Genomic DNA, 17,347 nt, shown 5'->3' with positions numbered 1-17,347 from the left:
GTGTCGAGTACCACCGGACCGCGGCGGTTCCACCGGGGTCATCTGCTCGGCCTGGTCGTCGGCCTCGCCCTGATCGCCGCGACCGCGATCGGGCCACGCCAGGTGGCTGCCGACGGCAACCGTGCGGGCGAAGGTGGTAACGGTGCCACAGTCGCCCCCTGCCGGCGGACGGAGGCGATCCAGGTCAGCTCGTCGACCGAGAAGGCCGTCGTGATGAGCCGGCTCGCCGACCGGTACAACTCCGCGGGCCGAGCGGTCGGCGACCTGTGCGGGAAGATCGAGCTCACGCCACTGACCTCCGGCGCCACCAAGAACGCGCTGGCCGCCGGCATGAAGGATCCGCCCGAGGTCTGGTTGCCCACGTCGTCGATGTGGCTACGCCTGCTCGAACAAGAAGGCCACGGCGACCTGATCGCGCGCGACCCGGCGCCGCAGTCGATCACCACCAGCACGCTCGTGATCGCGATGCCGCAGTCGGTGGTCGAGGCGCTGGAGAAGCACGGCAAACGGCTGAAGACGTGGGCTGACGTGCTCGAACTGTCCCGGTCCGGCTGGTCGGCGTACGGCAAGCCCGCGTGGGGCAAGTTCATCCTCGGCCGGGACAACGCCGAAACCTCGACCTCGGGACTGGCAGCGACGGTCGCCACCTATATCGCGGCGCCTGGTGAGCTCTCGGCGGCGACGCTCAACGACCCGCAGGTCGTGCATTTCGTGCACGGCATCGAGTCGTCGGTGGCGCGGTACGGCGACGAGGCCGTGCGCTTCATGCAGCAGATCTACGACGCCGAGCAGCGGCAGGACGCCACGAAGTACCGGCCGTACGTCGATGCCGTGGTGATCCAGGAGCAGATGGCCTATCTGTACAACCGGGGCGCTCCCGGCGGCGATCCCGCGAAGATGAGCGCCGAGCGCGTCCCGCGCAACCCACTGCGGGTGGTGCATCCCGAGGACGGCACGCTGGAACTCGACCATCCCTACGTCGTGCTCGCCTCGGCCACGCCCGACCAGCGAGCGATCGCGCGGGACTTCTACCAGTTCCTGATCGATCCCGTTCAGCAGAAGGAGTTCGCGAACGTCGGGTTCCGGCCGCGGGACGACGCGACCAAGCCGACCGAGCAACTCGTGCACACCCTCGGGGTGCCGGCCGATCAGCACCTGAACTTCGTGCAGCCGCCCGACGGTAAACTGCTGGCCGCGATGGTGAACAGCTGGGACAAGGTACGGCGCAAGACCCGCGTGCTGCTGGTGCTGGACGTGTCCGGCTCCATGAACGAGATCGCCGACGATCCCAACCGGGCGCAGGATCCGACGAAGCTGCAACTGCTGATCCCGGCGGCTCAACGCGCCCTCGACCTTCTCGACGATGACGACGAAGTCGGCCTGTGGACGTTCTCGTCCGATCCGCCTTACACGCAGGTGATGCCGGTGTCGCGGGTAGGCGCCGTCCGCGCCCAGCTCAAGGCGAGGATCCAGCACCTGAAGGCGAGCGGGAACACGGCCCTGTACGCCGTGACCGACGCGGCCAGCCAGATGATGGCGAGGTCGCTCGATCCCGAGCGGATCAACGCGATCGTGCTGCTCAGCGACGGACAGAACACCGAGAACTACCCCGGTGGGGCCAAGGCGCTGCTGGACAGGCTGAATCCGGCCGGCCGGGACACCTCGGTCCGGATCTTCACCGTGCCGTACGGAAAGGCCGAGAACGCCGACGTCGCCACGCTCGCCCAGATCGCGAACCGCACCAAGGCCGCGCAGTACGACGCGAGCGATCCGCTCGATGTGGGCGACGCCTTCGTCCAAGTGTTCCGGAACTTCGGGTGAGGCGCGGGATCGGGCGCCGGTTCCGTGACCCCGTCGCCGTGGTCGAGGCGTCCGTGCTCGGTGTGACCGGCGCGATCGTCGCGCTGGCAGGACCGTGGCCGTGGCTCGCCGTACCGGCCGGACCGCTGATCGCCGGGGTGGTGCTGGTGATCGCGACCTGGCGCAGGCGGGTCCCGAAGCCACCCGAGCCCGAACGGAACATCCCGGCCCAGGTTCGCCGCTGGTCGAATCTGCTGGCGGACGACGACCCGGCCCGTGCGCAGGCCGACGAAGCCGTTCGGCTGATGGATCGGATCGAAGAACTGACCCTGCAGTGCAAACGCGCGATCACCCATGCCGACAGCTCCGCACAGGGACCGGCCACTGACAGGCTGGGCGAGATCACCGACTACGTCACCAAGTCCGTGGAAACCTACAGTGCACCGGTGCGCGCGTCCGAGTGGAGCGCGCTGGCCACCCGACTGGACCGGGCCCAGAAGTGGCTCGAGGAAGAACTCGAGGCGCTTCGGTGAGCGTCTACAGACTGGTCAGGCGTTGTTCGAGGCTGTCGAGGAAACCCTCGACCTGGCGGAAGGTCTCGGAGCTGTAGGCGCCGATGCTGCGCTCCGAGACCAGGGCGTCGCGCATCGCGTCGAGATAACGACGCTGGACGATGAGCATCTGCTCGTGACTGTCCGGCCTGGCCGAACGGAGCTGCCGAGTGCCTGCCACGAGGCGCGGCAGTACCCGGTCCTTCATGGTGCTGACCAGTTCCGGGTCGAGCGGTTCACCGTCGACGCTCTGTTCCTCCAGCGGACCGAGCGCGTCGATCGCGGTCTCTCCGACCCGCCGCAACAGCGCTTGCACGGAGTCCCGCTTGTCCTGCGCGTCCTCGGGACTGAAGTTCATCTTCGTGATCACCGCGGGCAGCGTGAGACCGAAGATCAGCAAGGTGATGAGGGCAACGAGGAAGGCGGCGAGGACGACGGTGGCGGCGTGCGGCGTACCGGGCGGGATCGTCTGGACGGCCGCCACGGTCACGACCCCACGCATGCCCGCCCAGGCGAGCACCAGCAGGCCCTTCGCGGTGATCGGCTCGCGCTCCTCGAACTCCACGTCTGCATTGCCGCGGGCCAGCCGCCGGCGCGCCCAGGCCAGCCGGTTCTCCTCCCGCTTGTCGGCCGGATCCATCGAGTCCAGCTTCTCCTCGAACTGGCTCAGCTGCGCACGGGTCTGCTCGGCTCGCTCCTTCCGGCCGAACCAGCTCGCCACCGCCGGCCACGCAAGCCCGAGGAACCTCAGGGCCACCAGCAGCGCGACAACGAGCAGGACGAGACCGGTGATCTCCTTGCCCGTGGTCTCCGACTTGGCAGCGTCGACCAGCTCGGGCAATTGGTAGCCCATGGCAACGAAGACGGCGCTCTCCAGGATGAAGCTGATCGTCGTCCAGGTGGTCGCCTGGGTCTGCCGGTCGCGGGCACTGAACCGCTTGCTTCCCAGCGCGCCGGTCAGCAGGCCCGCGACGACGACGGCGAGCACGCCGGAGGCATGGGCCTCCTCGGCCGGGAAGTACGCGAGGAACGGTACGGCGAACGAGATGGTCGTGTTGAGCACCGGATCGTCGAGCCGCTGTCGCAGCAACACCGTCGCCAGGCCGACGAGCAGCCCGATGATCACAGCGCCGGCGACTGCCCAGACGAAGCTGAGGATCGTGTCGCCGAGGCTGAACCCGGTCGTGGCCGCGATCGCGGCCACCGCCGTCCGCAGTACGACGAGCGCCGCGGCGTCGTTCACGAGGCTCTCGCCCTCGAGCACCGTCATCAACCGCGGCGGCAGTCCGGCCCGGTGGCCGATCGCAGTGGCGGCGACCGCGTCGGTGGGGCTGACCACGGCTCCGAGCGCGGTGGCCAGTGCGAACGAGATGCTCGGGAACAACGCGTGCACCAGGCCGCCGATGGCCAGCGCCGAGACGATCACCATCACCACCGACAACCAGGAGATCAGGCCGAAGTTGCGCCGTACGTCGAGCACGGGCAGCTGGACGGCCGAGGAGTAGAGCAGCGGCGGCAGCACCCCGGCCAGGATGATCTCCGGCTCCAGGTGAATGGCCGGCGTACTCGGCAGGTAGCTGGCTGCGATGCCGAGAGCAACCAGCAGCAGCGGCGCCGCGATGCCCGTCCGCCGGGCGAAGACGGACGCCGCGATCATGATCGCAAGCCCCGCGCCGGCAATCAGCAGAATCTCGTGGTCCACGGGACGACCCTAGAAGAGCACCGCCACCAATTCGCGCAGCCCGGCCGCGCTGGTTCAGCCGGTGCTCAGTTGCCGACGGTGGCGATCCGCTCGGCCGCGGCGAGCCGGGCGGCCGACCTGAGCGAGTCCACGACGTACGTCGGAACTCGCAGGCCTCGCCGCATCGCCCAGAGCAGCTCCATCTCGACCCGCCCGATCTGCTGGGCGTAGCGGGTCAGGCCGCTTTCACCGTCCGTGGTGATGCCGAGGTGGTGCATCACGGCACCGAACTCCGCCCACTGCTTCTTGGTGTAGGCGCCGACTGGTTCGAAGGTGTGCCGCCGGAGCGTTTGCACCAGCCATTTCTGCCAGCCGGTCATCTCGGTCCACAGGCCCTGCGCGGCGATCTTGTAGTAGGCGAAGTGGCCGGGCTCCTGGCGGCGGATCGGCGCCACGACGGTGGTTGCCACCGCGTGCTCGCCCAGCTCCACCAAACCTTGGTGAAGCTTGTTGTAGGCAAGGATCGCCGACTGTTCGGTCGCCACCCCGGTCAGGTAGTAGAGCATCCGGCTCACGTCCTGCACGGAACTCCAGCGACCGAGCGCACCGAGCACCCGGTAGCTGAACGCCATCGACGTGAGATCGGGCTTCGCCGGCGGCAGGCCGGCCAGCGACTGCAGGCGATCCAGCAACAACCCGTGATGGATCTCCTGCGGCAGCCAGACGTCGGCATAGAAATGCCGGTCCACAGCCGGTGGGTCCGGCAGCAGCAGGTTCAGCTCGAGGACGTTCCGTTCGACTTCGAGCTCGACCCGGGACATGTAGGTGAGCACCGGGCCGAACGCCTTGGCGAGCAGTTCCGGTCGCGCCATCGTGTAGTCCGCGCTGTCCACCGGGATCGGCGGATGCTCCTCGCCCAGCCGGTCCACATGCTCGGCCAGTCGCGCCTCGACCGAGAACGGCCGCCGCCGGCCACGTCCCTTGAACCCCTTGATCATGAAGATCCCACCCACCCCAGCAGGCCTCAGCTCACCCCAGGCCAACCGACCATGAGTAAGTCTCACCTTACTTCACCGCCCCAGCACACCCCAGCACTTTTCTGCCCGCGCCCTCCCGCTCCGAAGTGTCTTATTGCGACCTTGTCGCAGATAGCGCACGATGATCCGGTGAGGAAACTGCTTCCGCCCGCCGGCCCGCTGCGGCCACTCGCCTTGGCGACGCTGCTCAGCAGAGTGGGCAACGGCCTGCTGATGACGATCAGTGTTCTGTACTTCACCCGCGTAGCCGGCCTGTCGATCGGCGAGGTCGGTCTCGGTCTCACCGTCGCCGGATTCTGCGGCCTGCTGGCGGGTGTCCCGTTCGGGCACCTCGCGGACCGGCGAGGACCGCGGACCCTGTTCGTCGTCCTGAGTCTTGCCCAGGCCGTGCTGGCGTTGCTCTATCTGCTGGTCGGTTCGTTCTGGCAGTTCCTGGCCGTCGCGATCGTCGTCACCGTGCTGGACAGGGGCGCCAACGCGGTCCGGTTCGCCTTGATCGCCGGCGTGACCGAAGGATCGACCGCCCGGGTCGCCGCGCGCGCGTACCTGCGCTCGATGACCAACATCGGCGTCACCGCGGGCGCCGGGATCGGGGCCGTCGCGCTCGCCTCCGGTACCGCGACGGCGTACCGGATGATGTTCGGCCTGTACGCCGTACTGAGTGTGATCGCCGCCCTCGTCGTACTGCGGGTGGACCGCGTCGCGCCGCAGCCGAAGCAGACCGACGGGCCGGTCTGGATCGCGCTCCGGGATCGCGGCTACCTCGCCGTCGCGGGACTCAACGCCGCGATCTGCATCCACTACTCGGTGATCGACATCGCGATCCCGCTCTGGGTCGTCGAGCACACCGAGGCACCGCGCTGGGCCGCCGCGCTACCACTGTTCGTGAACGCCGCCGGTGTCGCGGTGCTCCAGGTCCGCGCTTCGCGAGGCATCGTCGACACGCGCACGGCCGCGCGCGCCACGCGCACTGCCGGATTGTTGCTGTTGGCATCCATGGTTTTGTTCGCCGGCGCCGGTTCCGGCGACGCAGTTGTGGCGATCATCGTCCTCGCAGTGGCTGCTCTGGTCCAGGTCGCCGGTGAGCTCCTGCAGTCCTCCGGATCGTTCCTGCTGGGATTCGATCTGGCGGCCGACCATGCGCAAGGTCAGTACCAGGGCGTCTGGAACACCAGCAGCTCGGTCAGTTCCATGCTCGCGCCGACCGTGATGGCCCTGCTCCCGCTCGGCCTCGGTGTGCCCGGCTGGCTGATCCTCGGCGCCTGGTTCGCGCTGGTGGGCATTCTCTTCGTCCCGGTAGTCCGGTGGGCGACCGCCCGCCGCGACGCCGTGGTTGCCGGCGGATAGGGTTTGGTGACAATTCTGCTCGTCTGGTGAGGATGCTGATGCTCGACCGGCCCGAGTCCGCGGTGGGCATCGTCGTCCGGTCGCGGGTCTACCGTTCGGCGTTCCTGTCGCTGCTGATCGCCGGGATCGGCATGTCAGCGGCGACGCCCCAGCTGACCCTGTTCCTGGTCCGCGAACTCGGTACGCCGCTGCCCGTGGCCGGCCTGTACTACGTGACGAACCTGGCCGCCCCGCTCGCGGGCTTCCTGGTCGGACGGCTGTCGGACCGCACTCCCGACCGGCTGCTCTGGTTCCGGCTCTGCGCGCTGATCGGTGCCGCCGGCTGGCTCGCCATGGCAGCCGCTCGATCGGTGTGGCTGCCCTTCGTGATCAGCGCGGTTGCGCTCAGCGTCGGCGGCGGAGCGATGGCCCAGCTCTTTGCCGCCTGCCGCGACGAGCTGAGCCGCCATCCGACCAGAGCCGACAACCGGGTCGTCGCCGCGATCCGGATGGCCTTCACGATCGGCTGGATCCTCGGCCCGGTCCTCGGCAGCTGGTACGGCGGTGTCTTCGGCCTCCGTTCGTTGCTGGTGGCAACGGCCGTCTGCGTGTTCGCCCAGGTGATCCCGTTCGGCCGGCAACGGGTGGCCCGTTTCCACAACCAGGCGGTCATCGAGCGTCCCGCGGGCAAGCGGCAGATCGACCACCTGATGCCGTTGCTGGTCTTCACCGCCGTCTGCATCCTGGCGATGACCGGTGACACGATCAAGTTCGGCTATCTGCCCATCTACATGGCCGAACAGTTGCACGTCTCCGACTCGATGCGCGGCGCGGTGATCGGCATCCAGCCGCTGCTGGAACTACTCCTGCTGCCGCTCGTCGCGGGCCTCGCCGACCGGTTCGGATCGCTGACGGTGATGACCGGAGGCGCCGCGATGGGCCTGGCCGGGAACCTCGCCTACGCCATCGGCGGTTCGGTCGGCATCCTGTTCCTCGGTCAGGCTCTGACGGCCGGCCTCTGGGCCTGCGTCGGCACCCTGGGTGTCTCGATCGCCCAGCACCTCTACCCCGAAGGCGTCGGCACGGCCTCTGGCGTGTTCCTCAGCGCCATCCCCGTCGGCTCCGCGATCGGCGGCGCCATCGGCGGGCTCGGCGTCGCGGCCATCGGCCTCCCCCACGTCTTCTTCGTCCCCGCCGCCCTCACCACGCTCGCCACCCTCGCCTTCGCCGTCCTCAGCAGGCGCCTCGAACACCGCGCCTAGAGCCCAGAAGCGGCCCCACCGGTGAGGTGGGGCCGCTCAGAGTCGGTCAGCGTTGGTAGGACTGGGCGTAGGTCGAGCTCGGCGTACCCACGCCGGTCACGTCGTCGTACCCCGTGACCGCCTTGATCGGGCCGTTCAGTCCGAAGGTGTAGAGGCGGGTCTTGATCGGGCTGCTCGGGTCGGTGATGTTGCTGTAGTCGTTGCGGACGACGTTCAGCAGTTCGTTCGGCCCGAAGGGGGTGTCGGTGACGTCGTCGAACGCCTTCGACCCGGCCCGCTGGTACAGCTGCGGATTGGCGAAGCCGATCGGCGAGCGCTGCGCCTGCTGTGCGACCGCTTGCAGACCAGCCATCAGCGGACTCGACAGGCTGGTCCCGCCGAGCCGGACCTCCAGATAGCCCACAGTGCCGTCGGCCTTCAGCCAGGTCTGGCCGACCATCATCCCGCTGTTGTTGTCGCCGTCCATCGCGACGTCCGGCACGACCCGCATTGGGTACGCCGACGTCTCACCGGTCAGCAGCGTCCGCGCCAGCTTCGCCGGTACGACACCGGCCTGGTACGCCGGCTGGCGCACCTTGGCGCTCGTGCCACCGCCGGACCCGCCGGTGAAGGCAGCCGGGTAGCCCGCCCGCGGATCCGGGTCCCAGCCAGTGCCGTCGGCCTTCTTCTCCGAGCGGATGTTGCCCCAGCCGGCCTCGAAGACCTTCCGGTAGTCCGGGCCGAGCGCCATCGTCGTACCGCCGACGCCGGTCACCCACACGCTCTCCGGCGGGTACTCGGTCTGCACGCCGTTGGAGTCCTCGTTGCGCCCGCAGCCCGTGATCGGGTCCTCGACCCCGCAGTCACCCGAGGAGAAGTAGACGCCGATGCCCTGGATCGCGGCCCGCTGGAACACGTCCTCGTACGCCTGCCGGATCGCCTCGGTGGCCGGCCCGTTCGCGCCGTCGCCCCACGAGTTGCTGACCATGTCGGCCAGGTGGTTGTCGACCAGCCGGTTCAGCGCGTCCAGCAGGCTCGGGTCGCTGCAGTCCTTGGCGCCGACGTACGCGACGTCCGCGTCCGGCGCCATCGCGTGTACGGCCTCGATGTCCAGCGCCTCCTCGACGTAGATCGCGTTCGGTGCCCCACCGAAGCAGTCGGGTGATCCGCCGGGCGTCGTGTACTGCTTCAGCTGACCCGGCCGCCAGCCCTGCGAGACATGCTTGTTCGCGTACGCCGCGACGTCGGCCTCGATCGTCGGCGACGCGTAGGCGTCGATGACCCCGACCGTCACGCCGCGACCGGTCAGACTGGTCCGGTCGAGTCCGTACGCCTTGCGCAGTTCCTGCGGGCCGTAACCGCACAACGTCCACGGCCGTGTCTTGCCGTCGGACTTGGGCTGGTCGGTGGCCGGCTTCTCGCCCCAGTAGTTCGAGCACGGCTCCGCGCGGTACAGCGCGGGACTCGGTCCCCACGGGTCCGGTTCGGCCGCCCGCGGAGCCGTCCGCGCCGCGACCTCGTCCGCCGATTTGGTCCGAACGCCTTGTTTTGCAGGGTCTTCCAGCCCGACAACACCCTGTACGGCGCCCGCGAGGCGGCCCGGGACCTTCACCTCACCCGTCGGTGCGCGGTGCAGCCCACGGGCATCGGCGAAGTTGTGCAGCTGCACATCGAACGCCCGCTGCACCTTCTCCACCGACCCACGAAAGCCGACGTAGTGCGAGTCGGTGCTGGTCACCTTCAGGCCGGACGACTTCAGCCACGAGGTGACGGCACGGGTCTGCTCAGGACTCGGCCCGAATCGCCGGTTCACCTCGGCAGCCGACAAGAAGTGCCGGTAGGCGGCATTGTGCGGATCGGTCACCGCCAGGGCGTACGCCGTCATCGCCTGCGGGTCTCGTCCGGCCAGATACACCCGCGCCTCGAGCTCCGTCCCCGGATCGGTCGGCCCCCGGTCGGCCGACGCGACGGCCCAGCTCGGGCGCCCGCCGGACACCTGTTCGTCGGCCGGTGCGGCCGACGCCACCGGCAGCGCGGCGACAGCCACCACCGCCCCGGCCGCCGCGATCGCCAGCGCGGTTCGCCTGGTTCTCTTCACGTCTTCGTCCCTCTCGCTCGAAGTCCCAACCGCGTCATCTTCGAGCGCCCGTCCAGTGGCCTCAACGCTTTCCAGCGCCGTGCAACACCCCGCGAGCGGAACATTTCGGCTCCTGTCCAAGCGTCCGGCGCGCGGACGGCGAGATGCGGGGGTAGTGCGCGGCGGTTATGGTCTGACCGGGTGGCGGGACGGGGAGAGTGCCCCGCCACCGCCGTTCGGTTGGCCGAGAGGAGGCCGTCGTGCGCGTGCGGCAAGAACACATCGGGACATTCCTGCGAGTAGCCAAGGCGGTCGTCACCAATCGCGCCGTTCAAGTCACCGCGCTGCTGGGTGCCGTGCTGCTGTCTCTGTGGAACGTCGAGCGGGTCCCGCACACCTCGGTCCTGCCCGCCGCCATCGGGCTGCTGCCGTTCGCGATCGGTAAGTACGTGCTGTGCCCGTTGCGCTGGCACGCGCTGGCGGCCAGTGGCCGGACCAGGGTCTGGCACGTGCGGGCGTACGCGGAGAGCGAGATCCTCGGCCTGATTTCACCGTGGCACGCCGGCGCCGACCTCTGGCGGGTGCACCGCCTGGAATCCACCGGCGTACGGCGCTCCGCCGCGGTGGCCGCGGTCGCGCTGGACCGGTTCGTCGGTGCCGTCGGACTCGTCGTGGCCGTCGCGGTCTGCGGGATCGCGCTGCCGCCGATCGTGCTCGTGGTCGCTCTCGGACTCGCCGCCCTGGTTCTGCTGGCCGCGATTCTGGTCCGCCGTCGGCGCCCCGGTCTCGCCGGTAGCTGGCCGTGGCCATCGACGGCGGTGTTCGCGGTCGGCGTCGTGTTGTCCATCGGCTACCAGGCCACGATCCTCGGGTTGCTGATCGGGGCGCTCCAAGCCGTCGGCGACTCCGTGTCGGCGTTCCAGTTGGTCGCCGTGTTCGGTGCCAGCCAGCTCGCCGGGGCACTGCCCGGCGTACACGGTGCCAGTCCGCGCGAAGGCGCTCTCGTCGCCGGCCTGGCATCGATCGGTGTTTCGTGGACAGCGGCCTTCGGTGCGGTGGCACTCACCGCCTTGCTCTACTGGGTTCCGGCGTTGTTGTTCGGTGGCGGCTGCTTCTTCCTGCGGTGGCGCGGCTGGTTCACCGAGCCACGGCCGGCGGCGGCCTTGTGCCCGAGCGGCACAGGCACCGGGCTTTTCACCGCGGCGCCTGTGCCCCGAGCGGCCGAAGGTCAGTAGCTGAACGTGCCTTCGACCACGTAGTCGGCGGCCTTCACGTGCTTTTGGAAGAGGATCAGGAAGCAGGTGCCGGCCGGCACCTTGGTCGCCAGCACGTGACTGGGCGCCTGCTTCGTGAAGACCGCGACGTCGCCGAGGTCCCTGCCCTCGCACTCCTCGACCAGCACCTCGGTGGCCTTCGGCAGCGTGGTCAGCTTCAGCTTGATGTCACCGCCGTGAGCGATGTACGTGCCCCCGCTGCCCCAACTGCTGCCCGTGACCAGCTGCTTGTACGGCTGGCTGAAAGTCTTGGCCTGAGCCACCGGGGCAGCGTGCGCGGCCAGCGGAGCCGCCGCCAGCGTCGTCACTGCCAGTACGGACACCACTGCTGCTCGCATCTTCATCATGTTCTCCTTGATCGGATCGATATACATACTCGGTATCTAGATACTAGGTATGCAGAGGGTCATCGATCCGATCAAGGAGAACCGGGGGAAATCAGTAGATGTTGGACGGGCGGACCATGCCCTCGGCCAGGTCGCCGAAGCCGGGAGCCATGATCGCGCCCGGGTTGCCGAGCACCTCCTCGACCACCGCGGTCTCCGTGGTGATGATCAGCGCCGCGATCGAGGCCGCGCTCTCCAGCGCCGCCCGGGTCACCTTGAGCGGGTCCATGATCCCCTCGTCGAACATGTCGGCGTAGTGACCGGTCAGCGCGTTGAAGCCGGTTCCCAACGGAAGCGTCGCCACCTTGGCGACCACCTCGTCGCCGTCGTACCCGGCGTTGATCGCGATCCAGCGCAACGGCTCGGGCAGTGCCCGGCGGACCACCTCACGGCCGACCGCGGCGTCGCCGATCAGCTCGACCCGCGAGACCGCCTCCTGGGCCTGGACCAGCGCCACTCCCCCGCCGGCCACCACGCCCTCCTCGAGCGCGGCCCGCGTCGCGGCCAGCGAGTCCTCGACCCGGAGCATCCGCTCCTTCAGCTCGACGCTGGTCGCACCGCCGACCCGGATCACGGCGACCCGTCCCGACAGCCGGGCCATCCGCAGCTGCAGATTGTCCTGGTCGGCCTCGATCCGGGCCCGCTCGAACTGCGTCTCCAACTGCGCCAGCCGGGCCGAGACCAGGTTCGCGTCGCCGTGTCCGCGGACGATCGTGGTGTCGTTCTCGGTGATCGTGATCCGGTCGCACGATCCGAGGTGGTCCAGCGTGACCTCGGACAGGTCCAGCCCGGTGTCCGTCGCGATCACCTGGCCACCGAGGGCCACCGCGAGATCCTCCAGCTCGGCGATCCGGCGGTGGCCGAAGCCGGGCGCCCGGACGACGACCGACCGCATCGTGTTGTGCATGTTGCCGCCCACCAGCAGCTGCAACGCGGGTCCGTCGACGTCCTCGGCCAGTACGACCAGCGGCCGGTCGGCACGCTTGGCCGCCTCGACGGTCGGCATGATGTCCTGCACCTGGGAGATCTTCTTGTTGGTGAGCAGGATGACCGGGTTGTCGTGCACGGCCTCCATCCGCTCCCGGTCGGTGACCATGTACATCGAGATGTAGCCGTGGTCGAAGTCGATGCCGTCGACAACGTTCACCGACAGGCCGAAGGTCTCGGACTCCTCGGTGGTGACGATGCCGTTGCGGCCGACCCGCTCGACCGCCTCGGCGACGACCTCGCCGATCGACTCGTCGTCGCTGGCCGCCAGCGTCGCGATGTGCCGCAGGTCCTGCGCCCCGCCGACCTCGGCCGCCCACGACCGCAGCGTCTCCACCACGACGGGAACGGTCTGCTCGATACCGCGCCGGACCCGCATCGGGTTGGCGCCGGCGTCGACGGCCCGCAGGCCTTCGCGGACCATCGCCTGGGCCAGCACGGTCGCCGTCGTGGTGCCGTCACCGACCACGCCGTTGGTCTTCATCGCGACTTCCTTGACCAGTTGCGCGCCCATGTTGGCGAACGGCTCGCGGAGCTGGATCTCCTTGGCGATCGTGACGCCGTCGTTGGTGATGGTCGGCGGCCCGGTCAGCTTCTCCAGTACCGCGTTGCGGCCCTTCGGCCCGAGCGTCACCTTGATCGCGTCGGCCAGAGCGTTCACCCCGGACTCCAGCAACCGCCTTGCCTCTGAGTTGAACCTCAGTTCCTTTGCCATGATTCAGCCTTTCAAGGGATGAGAATCGCCCGGCCGCGGACGAGTCCCGCGTCGAGGTCGTCGATCGCCTGCTGGAAGTCGGCCAGCGGGTACTTCGTGGTGTGCAGGGTGACCTTGCCCTGCGCGGCCAGCACCATCAGCTCCTGCAGGTCGTTGTAGGAGCCGACCAGGTTGCCGATGAAGTTGATCTCGGTGGAGATGATGTCGATCGTCGGGAGGTCGAGGTTCTCGCCGTACCCGACCACGTAGTAGTTGCCCGCCCGGCGCAGCATCGCCACGCCCGCGGCGGTCGCGCCGCCCTCGCCGACGAAGTCGACGACGGCCTCGGCGCCCTTGCCGGCGGTCAGTTCCAGCACCTGCTCGATCTGGGTGCCGTCGGCAACGATCCCGTGGTCCGCGCCGATCTCGACGGCGAGCTGGACGGCCGCCGGATTGCGGTCGACCACCACCACGGTGACCGGCGAGATCGCCTTCAGCACCTGGATGCCGATGTGACCGAGACCGCCGGCGCCGATCACCACGCAAACGTCCCCGGGCCTGGTCGCGCGGGCGACCTTCGCGACAGCGTGGTACGCCGTGAGGCCCGCGTCCGCGAGCGCCGCGACATCCGCGGGCTGGAGGCTGTCGTCGATCCGGACCACGCTGCGGGCCGTAGTACGGAGGTATTCGGCGTAGCCGCCGTCGGTATCGATACCGGGGAACCGGCTGTTCTCACAGTGCACGTCGTCACCGAACCGGCAGGCCCGGCACAGGCCGCAGGTGATAAGCGGATGCAGGATCACCTTGTCGCCGACCTGCACGTTGGTGACCGCGTCGCCGATCGCGTGCACCCAGCCGGCGTTCTCGTGACCGATCGTGTACGGCAGCGCGACGCCGCTCTTCTCGGCCCACTGCCCTTCGAGGATGTGCAGATCGGTCCGGCACACCCCGGCGCCACCGATCCTGACGACGACATCGAGCGGCCCGGTGAGCTGCGGCTCCGGCACTTCGGTGAGCTGCAACTTGGTGTGGTAGCCGACGACTTGTACCGCCCTCATGATGCTCTCCTCGTGTCGGTGATGTGAGTGGACAGCCCGCCCGGCTCGTCGTCGTACCTCGTCGCCAGCAGGCCGCGGCAGAAGTGCGCGTTGCCCTCGACGGAGACGCGCACCGCCTTGGCGTACCGAAGCCTTAGCGGTACGGCGGACTGCGCGACCGGCCGGCCGTCCTCGTCGACGACGACCAGGTCGTCCGGGCGGATGCCGAGCCCGATGTCGGTCCGGCGCCGCAACAGGGCTTCTTTGTGCGGACCGCCCGGAAGCTCGCCGAGCGTGAGCTCGTGCAGGTCCTCGAGATTCCGGTCGGTCGTGCGAAGCAGGGCCATCACGCAACGCTCCATGGCGGCCGTGTGCGCCTTGCGCTGGAAGATCCGGCGGAGCTCGTCCAGGCTGTCCTCCGCCTCGGGGCCGAAGGTGCCGCGGTAGCCGGCGTTCAGGGCCAGGCCGGCGTTGATCCGGTCCGAGTCGTGGTGATCGTCCAGCAGCACCATCACCCGGCCGGCGCCCGGGACGCGGCGCAGCGCGTCCTGGGCGTCGGCGGCCATCAGGTAGGCGAAGTTCGGTGCGCAGAACGACGTCGGCAGCCGTAGGTGGACGGTCACCCCGACGTCGTCGATCCGGATCGACCGGACGAATCCGAGGTCGGTGATCGGCTCGTCCAGTTCGGGGTCGACGACGGTCGCCAGGGCCGCCGTCACCTCGCTCGCCAAACCGGTCTGCGCGGCAGGGGTGACCGTACTCATGACGCCACGGCCTCCTTCGCCCCGGCTGCCACCTCGGCGCCGGTGTCACCGGCGTTGGTGGGCAGCCGCAGCTCCGCCGGTACGTCGAGGTCGTACAGCGCGGCCGCGTTCAGCCCGAGGATCTTCTTCTTCTGTTCGACCGTGATCGGCGCGTACTCCGACTGGCCGGCCGGAAGCTGGAAGTCGACGAATTTCTCGACCAGCCACTTGGGTGTCCAGATCGCGTAGTCGCTGGAGAACAGGATCTTGTCCTCGCCGATCCAGTACAGGAGCTCGCCGAGGATCTGGGCGAAGTAGCCGGGCCGGGTGTGGATGAACGGCATCGCGACCGCGAGCCCGCCGTACACGTTGGACTCCTGGGTGGCGATCCAGCAGAAGTCCTCCAGCCTGGGCAGGCCGACGTGCTCGACGATGAAGTTCAGGTCGGTGTAGTCGGTCGCCACCTTGTCGATGTCCGCCACGTCGAAGGCGTCGCGGTCCAGCGGCCGGATGGTGGGGCCCTTGTGGACATGGATGTTCTTGATGCCGAGCTCGAGGCACTCCTCGAGATAGCGACGCGCCCACGGGTCGTCGAGCTTCCAGCCGCGGGAGTCGCCGTGCCATTCCGCGGTGTAGAGCTTCACGCCCTTCAGGTTCATCCGGGCCGCGTCCTCGCGGAGCTGCCTGAGCCCTTCCTCGCCGAAGCGCGGATCCCAGGCGTGGTTGTAGGTCAGCTTGCCCGGGTTCTGCCGGGTCAGCTCGAGTGCTTCCTCGGTCTGACCGAAGCCGGTGCGGTAGAACTCGCCGAGGATGGCCGGCTGGAAGATCGCGTGATCGACGTAGCCGTCCTCGAACAGATCCTTCAGCAGCCGCTGGCCGCCGTAGTACGTGTAGGTGTCGTAGTCCCAGACGGCGTCTTCCGGGCTGAGGTTCTTGTGGTAGTCGTAGAAGCAGTCGATGAACTGCTTGCCGTGGATGTTCTTCTGGTTCGACTCGCGGCCGTCCCACAACGCGATGTGGGCGTCGACGACGAAGTACTTCTCACCGTCGTGCTCGTACATGGGCGATCACTTCCTGACCAGGTCGAAGCCGATGTACTCGGCGGCGTCCTCAGGACTGGCGAACAGGATGGTCTTGTCGTCCAGGTGCACCATCCGGCCGTAGTGGGTGGAGGAGATCTCCTCGAACACCGAGCCGTCGAACTCCGAGCCGAGCGCGTCGGTCAGCTCGGCGTAGTCGAAGTCGAGCAGGCCGGTGCCGTCGACACGGATCATCGACGGATACTCGGTCAGCTCGACGCCCTCCTTGGCGCCCATCACCTCGGCGACGACGCGGCCGATCGGAGTGTTCATCAAGGTGACCCCGCACTTGTTGGAGAACTCGGTGTCGGATCCGAAATGCATGCTCACTGGTCCAGCTCCTTCGGTGAGTCGAGCCCGAGGTCCTCGAGCAGCGAACGGAACTTCTGCTTGGCCGCGTCGAGACTCGACGCGAAGGTGACCGGCTTGTCGGCCGGCTGCGACCAGATCGGCTGCAGCGCCTGGGCCGCGTCGAGACAGCGCGGCACCCAGGTGGCGAGCCAGTCGCCGAACAGCGCCTTGTTGGTCTCGCCGAACTCTGCGTCCCTGGTCAGCAGCCGGAACAGGTTGCGGGTGTAGTTCAGGTCGCGGTCGTAGTCGTACTCGCCGGTGCCGACGATCGTCGGGGTGATGTAGTCGCCGTTGCGGGCCGCGATCTGCATCACCAGTTCGGTCCGGAACAGCGAACCGACCAGCTGCTCGAACACGATGTTGGTGGCGAAGAGCAACTCGCACCAGTCGCCCACCGCGGTCAGCCGCTCGACCACCTCACGCGTCGGCTGCCACTCGGGCGCGTCCTTCCAGACCCCGATGTGAGCGCTGCCGTCGAACGGTACATCGGCTTCCGACAGGTCGAGGTTGAAGAGTGCGAGGTCTTGCGCGAAGCGCATCTTGTGGGCGGCGTTGACGGCGACCGCGGTGTTGATCATGTTGGTCGGGCCGGACCGCTGGATGCTGGTGAAGACGTGCAGGGCCAGGCCGTTCTCGGCGTGCATCCAGGCGCCGAGGTTGCGCTCGACGAACTTGAGCCACGCCGGGTTCCAGCCGTCGTACGCCCTGGCCCGCTTGGCGTTCTGCAGGCACAGGTCGACCTGCCGGACGATCGCGGAGTTGTTCCGGTAGATCGTCTGGTTCCACTCCTCGTTCGGGTCGAGGAAGGCGTGCCAGTTCGACGACTTCGCGGCCGTCCACTCCTTCGGGTAGCCGCCGGGACCGTCGCCGAAGCCGTAGATCCAGCCCTGGCTGAGGTGCCGGTCCGGGTCCGGCTGCACGTCGACCGTGACGTCCTCGTACATCGTCGCGCGCAGCTTGGCCGGCTGGTAGTAGTTGTAGGCCCGGCTCTTCGAGCTCGGGAACTCCAGCGCGCCGGCCTCGGAGTCGGTGAACTCGATCTTCGGGAAACTGCGCTGCTTCGGTACTGCGGATTGCGTCATC

At 68.5% G+C, this 17,347-nt stretch carries 15 protein-coding genes; 5 read left to right on the top strand and 10 right to left on the bottom strand.

The features are described 5' to 3' along the window. Entirely contained in the window at positions 1-1,821 is a 1,821-nt protein-coding gene (locus DIZ26_RS05990) for a substrate-binding and vWA domain-containing protein (protein ID WP_112238512.1), read from the top strand. Beyond that, positions 1,818-2,333 (top strand): hypothetical protein, encoded by a 516-nt coding sequence (locus DIZ26_RS05985; protein WP_112238510.1) that lies wholly within the window; start codon positions 1,818-1,820, stop codon positions 2,331-2,333. The genes DIZ26_RS05990 and DIZ26_RS05985 overlap by 4 nt, the downstream gene beginning before the upstream one ends. Before the next feature lie 4 nt (positions 2,334-2,337). Here the strand turns inward: DIZ26_RS05985 and DIZ26_RS05980 are convergent, their stop codons facing one another. Further along, complete coding sequence (locus DIZ26_RS05980) at positions 2,338-4,053, bottom strand: cation:proton antiporter (RefSeq protein ID WP_112238508.1); 1,716 nt, start codon at positions 4,051-4,053, stop codon at positions 2,338-2,340. A 65-nt stretch (positions 4,054-4,118) separates the two neighbouring features. After that, a complete protein-coding gene (locus DIZ26_RS05975) occupies positions 4,119-5,030 on the bottom strand; it encodes a GTP-binding protein LepA (RefSeq protein ID WP_198675917.1) in 912 nt (303 codons plus the stop codon). A gap of 168 nt (positions 5,031-5,198) precedes the next feature. Here DIZ26_RS05975 and DIZ26_RS05970 point away from each other — a divergent pair, with 168 nt between their 5' ends. Both DIZ26_RS05970 and DIZ26_RS05965 read left to right on the top strand, forming a co-directional pair. Next, complete coding sequence (locus tag DIZ26_RS05970) at positions 5,199-6,416, top strand: MFS transporter (RefSeq protein WP_157979600.1); 1,218 nt, start codon at positions 5,199-5,201, stop codon at positions 6,414-6,416. 32 nt (positions 6,417-6,448) lie between these two features. Next, positions 6,449-7,657 carry an MFS transporter gene (locus tag DIZ26_RS05965; protein WP_112238504.1) on the top strand — a complete coding sequence of 403 codons (1,209 nt, stop codon included), beginning with the start codon at positions 6,449-6,451 and terminating at the stop codon, positions 7,655-7,657. 46 nt (positions 7,658-7,703) lie between these two features. Here the strand turns inward: DIZ26_RS05965 and DIZ26_RS05960 are convergent, their stop codons facing one another. After that, positions 7,704-9,734 (bottom strand): S53 family peptidase, encoded by a 2,031-nt coding sequence (locus tag DIZ26_RS05960; RefSeq protein ID WP_198675916.1) that lies wholly within the window; start codon positions 9,732-9,734, stop codon positions 7,704-7,706. 239 nt (positions 9,735-9,973) lie between these two features. Here DIZ26_RS05960 and DIZ26_RS05955 point away from each other — a divergent pair, with 239 nt between their 5' ends. After that, entirely contained in the window at positions 9,974-10,948 is a 975-nt protein-coding gene (locus DIZ26_RS05955; protein ID WP_157979598.1) for a lysylphosphatidylglycerol synthase domain-containing protein, read from the top strand. Here the strand turns inward: DIZ26_RS05955 and DIZ26_RS05950 are convergent. From DIZ26_RS05950 to DIZ26_RS05920, 7 genes are all read right to left on the bottom strand, one after another. Beyond that, a complete protein-coding gene (locus tag DIZ26_RS05950; RefSeq protein WP_112238498.1) occupies positions 10,942-11,361 on the bottom strand; it encodes a hypothetical protein in 420 nt (139 codons plus the stop codon). The two genes, DIZ26_RS05955 and DIZ26_RS05950, sit on opposite strands and share 7 nt — an antisense overlap. 64 nt (positions 11,362-11,425) lie before the next feature. Then, entirely contained in the window at positions 11,426-13,075 is a 1,650-nt protein-coding gene (gene groL / locus DIZ26_RS05945) for a chaperonin GroEL (protein ID WP_112238497.1), read from the bottom strand. Positions 13,076-13,086: 11 nt separating this feature from the next. Further along, positions 13,087-14,112, bottom strand: coding sequence for an NAD(P)-dependent alcohol dehydrogenase (locus tag DIZ26_RS05940; protein ID WP_112238495.1), 1,026 nt, complete (start codon positions 14,110-14,112; stop codon positions 13,087-13,089). After that, on the bottom strand, positions 14,109-14,855 hold the full coding sequence (locus DIZ26_RS05935; protein ID WP_112238493.1) for an iron-sulfur cluster assembly protein: 747 nt from the start codon (positions 14,853-14,855) through the stop codon (positions 14,109-14,111). Before DIZ26_RS05935 ends, DIZ26_RS05940 begins: the two co-directional genes overlap by 4 nt. After that, positions 14,852-15,895 (bottom strand): amidohydrolase family protein, encoded by a 1,044-nt coding sequence (locus DIZ26_RS05930; RefSeq protein ID WP_112238491.1) that lies wholly within the window; start codon positions 15,893-15,895, stop codon positions 14,852-14,854. Before DIZ26_RS05930 ends, DIZ26_RS05935 begins: the two co-directional genes overlap by 4 nt. A gap of 6 nt (positions 15,896-15,901) precedes the next feature. Next, positions 15,902-16,237 carry a propane 2-monooxygenase effector subunit MimD gene (gene mimD / locus DIZ26_RS05925; protein WP_112238489.1) on the bottom strand — a complete coding sequence of 112 codons (336 nt, stop codon included), beginning with the start codon at positions 16,235-16,237 and terminating at the stop codon, positions 15,902-15,904. A gap of 2 nt (positions 16,238-16,239) precedes the next feature. Continuing rightward, on the bottom strand, positions 16,240-17,346 hold the full coding sequence (locus tag DIZ26_RS05920; RefSeq protein WP_112238487.1) for an aromatic/alkene monooxygenase hydroxylase subunit beta: 1,107 nt from the start codon (positions 17,344-17,346) through the stop codon (positions 16,240-16,242). Position 17,347 lies beyond the last annotated feature (1 nt).

The sequence above is a fragment of the Kribbella monticola genome, assembly GCF_003261635.1.
GTDB classification, from domain to species: domain Bacteria; phylum Actinomycetota; class Actinomycetes; order Propionibacteriales; family Kribbellaceae; genus Kribbella; species Kribbella monticola.
Note: the sequence above shows the minus strand (reverse complement) of the source record. Positions and strands in the feature narration are given on the sequence as shown.

What these genes read in the sequence shown, in the direction of transcription:
- DIZ26_RS05950 (WP_112238498.1), bottom strand. Translation starts at nt 11,361, where the DNA reads ATGTATATCGATCCGATCAAGGAGAACATGATGAAGATGCGAGCAGCA.
- DIZ26_RS05930 (WP_112238491.1), bottom strand. Translation starts at nt 15,895, where the DNA reads ATGTACGAGCACGACGGTGAGAAGTACTTCGTCGTCGACGCCCACATC.
- mimD (WP_112238489.1), bottom strand. Translation starts at nt 16,237, where the DNA reads ATGCATTTCGGATCCGACACCGAGTTCTCCAACAAGTGCGGGGTCACC.
- groL (WP_112238497.1), bottom strand. Translation starts at nt 13,075, where the DNA reads ATGGCAAAGGAACTGAGGTTCAACTCAGAGGCAAGGCGGTTGCTGGAG.
- DIZ26_RS05940 (WP_112238495.1), bottom strand. Translation starts at nt 14,112, where the DNA reads ATGAGGGCGGTACAAGTCGTCGGCTACCACACCAAGTTGCAGCTCACC.
- DIZ26_RS05965 (WP_112238504.1), top strand. Translation starts at nt 6,449, where the DNA reads ATGCTGATGCTCGACCGGCCCGAGTCCGCGGTGGGCATCGTCGTCCGG.
- DIZ26_RS05935 (WP_112238493.1), bottom strand. Translation starts at nt 14,855, where the DNA reads ATGAGTACGGTCACCCCTGCCGCGCAGACCGGTTTGGCGAGCGAGGTG.
- DIZ26_RS05920 (WP_112238487.1), bottom strand. Translation starts at nt 17,346, where the DNA reads ATGACGCAATCCGCAGTACCGAAGCAGCGCAGTTTCCCGAAGATCGAG.
- DIZ26_RS05975 (WP_198675917.1), bottom strand. Translation starts at nt 5,030, where the DNA reads ATGATCAAGGGGTTCAAGGGACGTGGCCGGCGGCGGCCGTTCTCGGTC.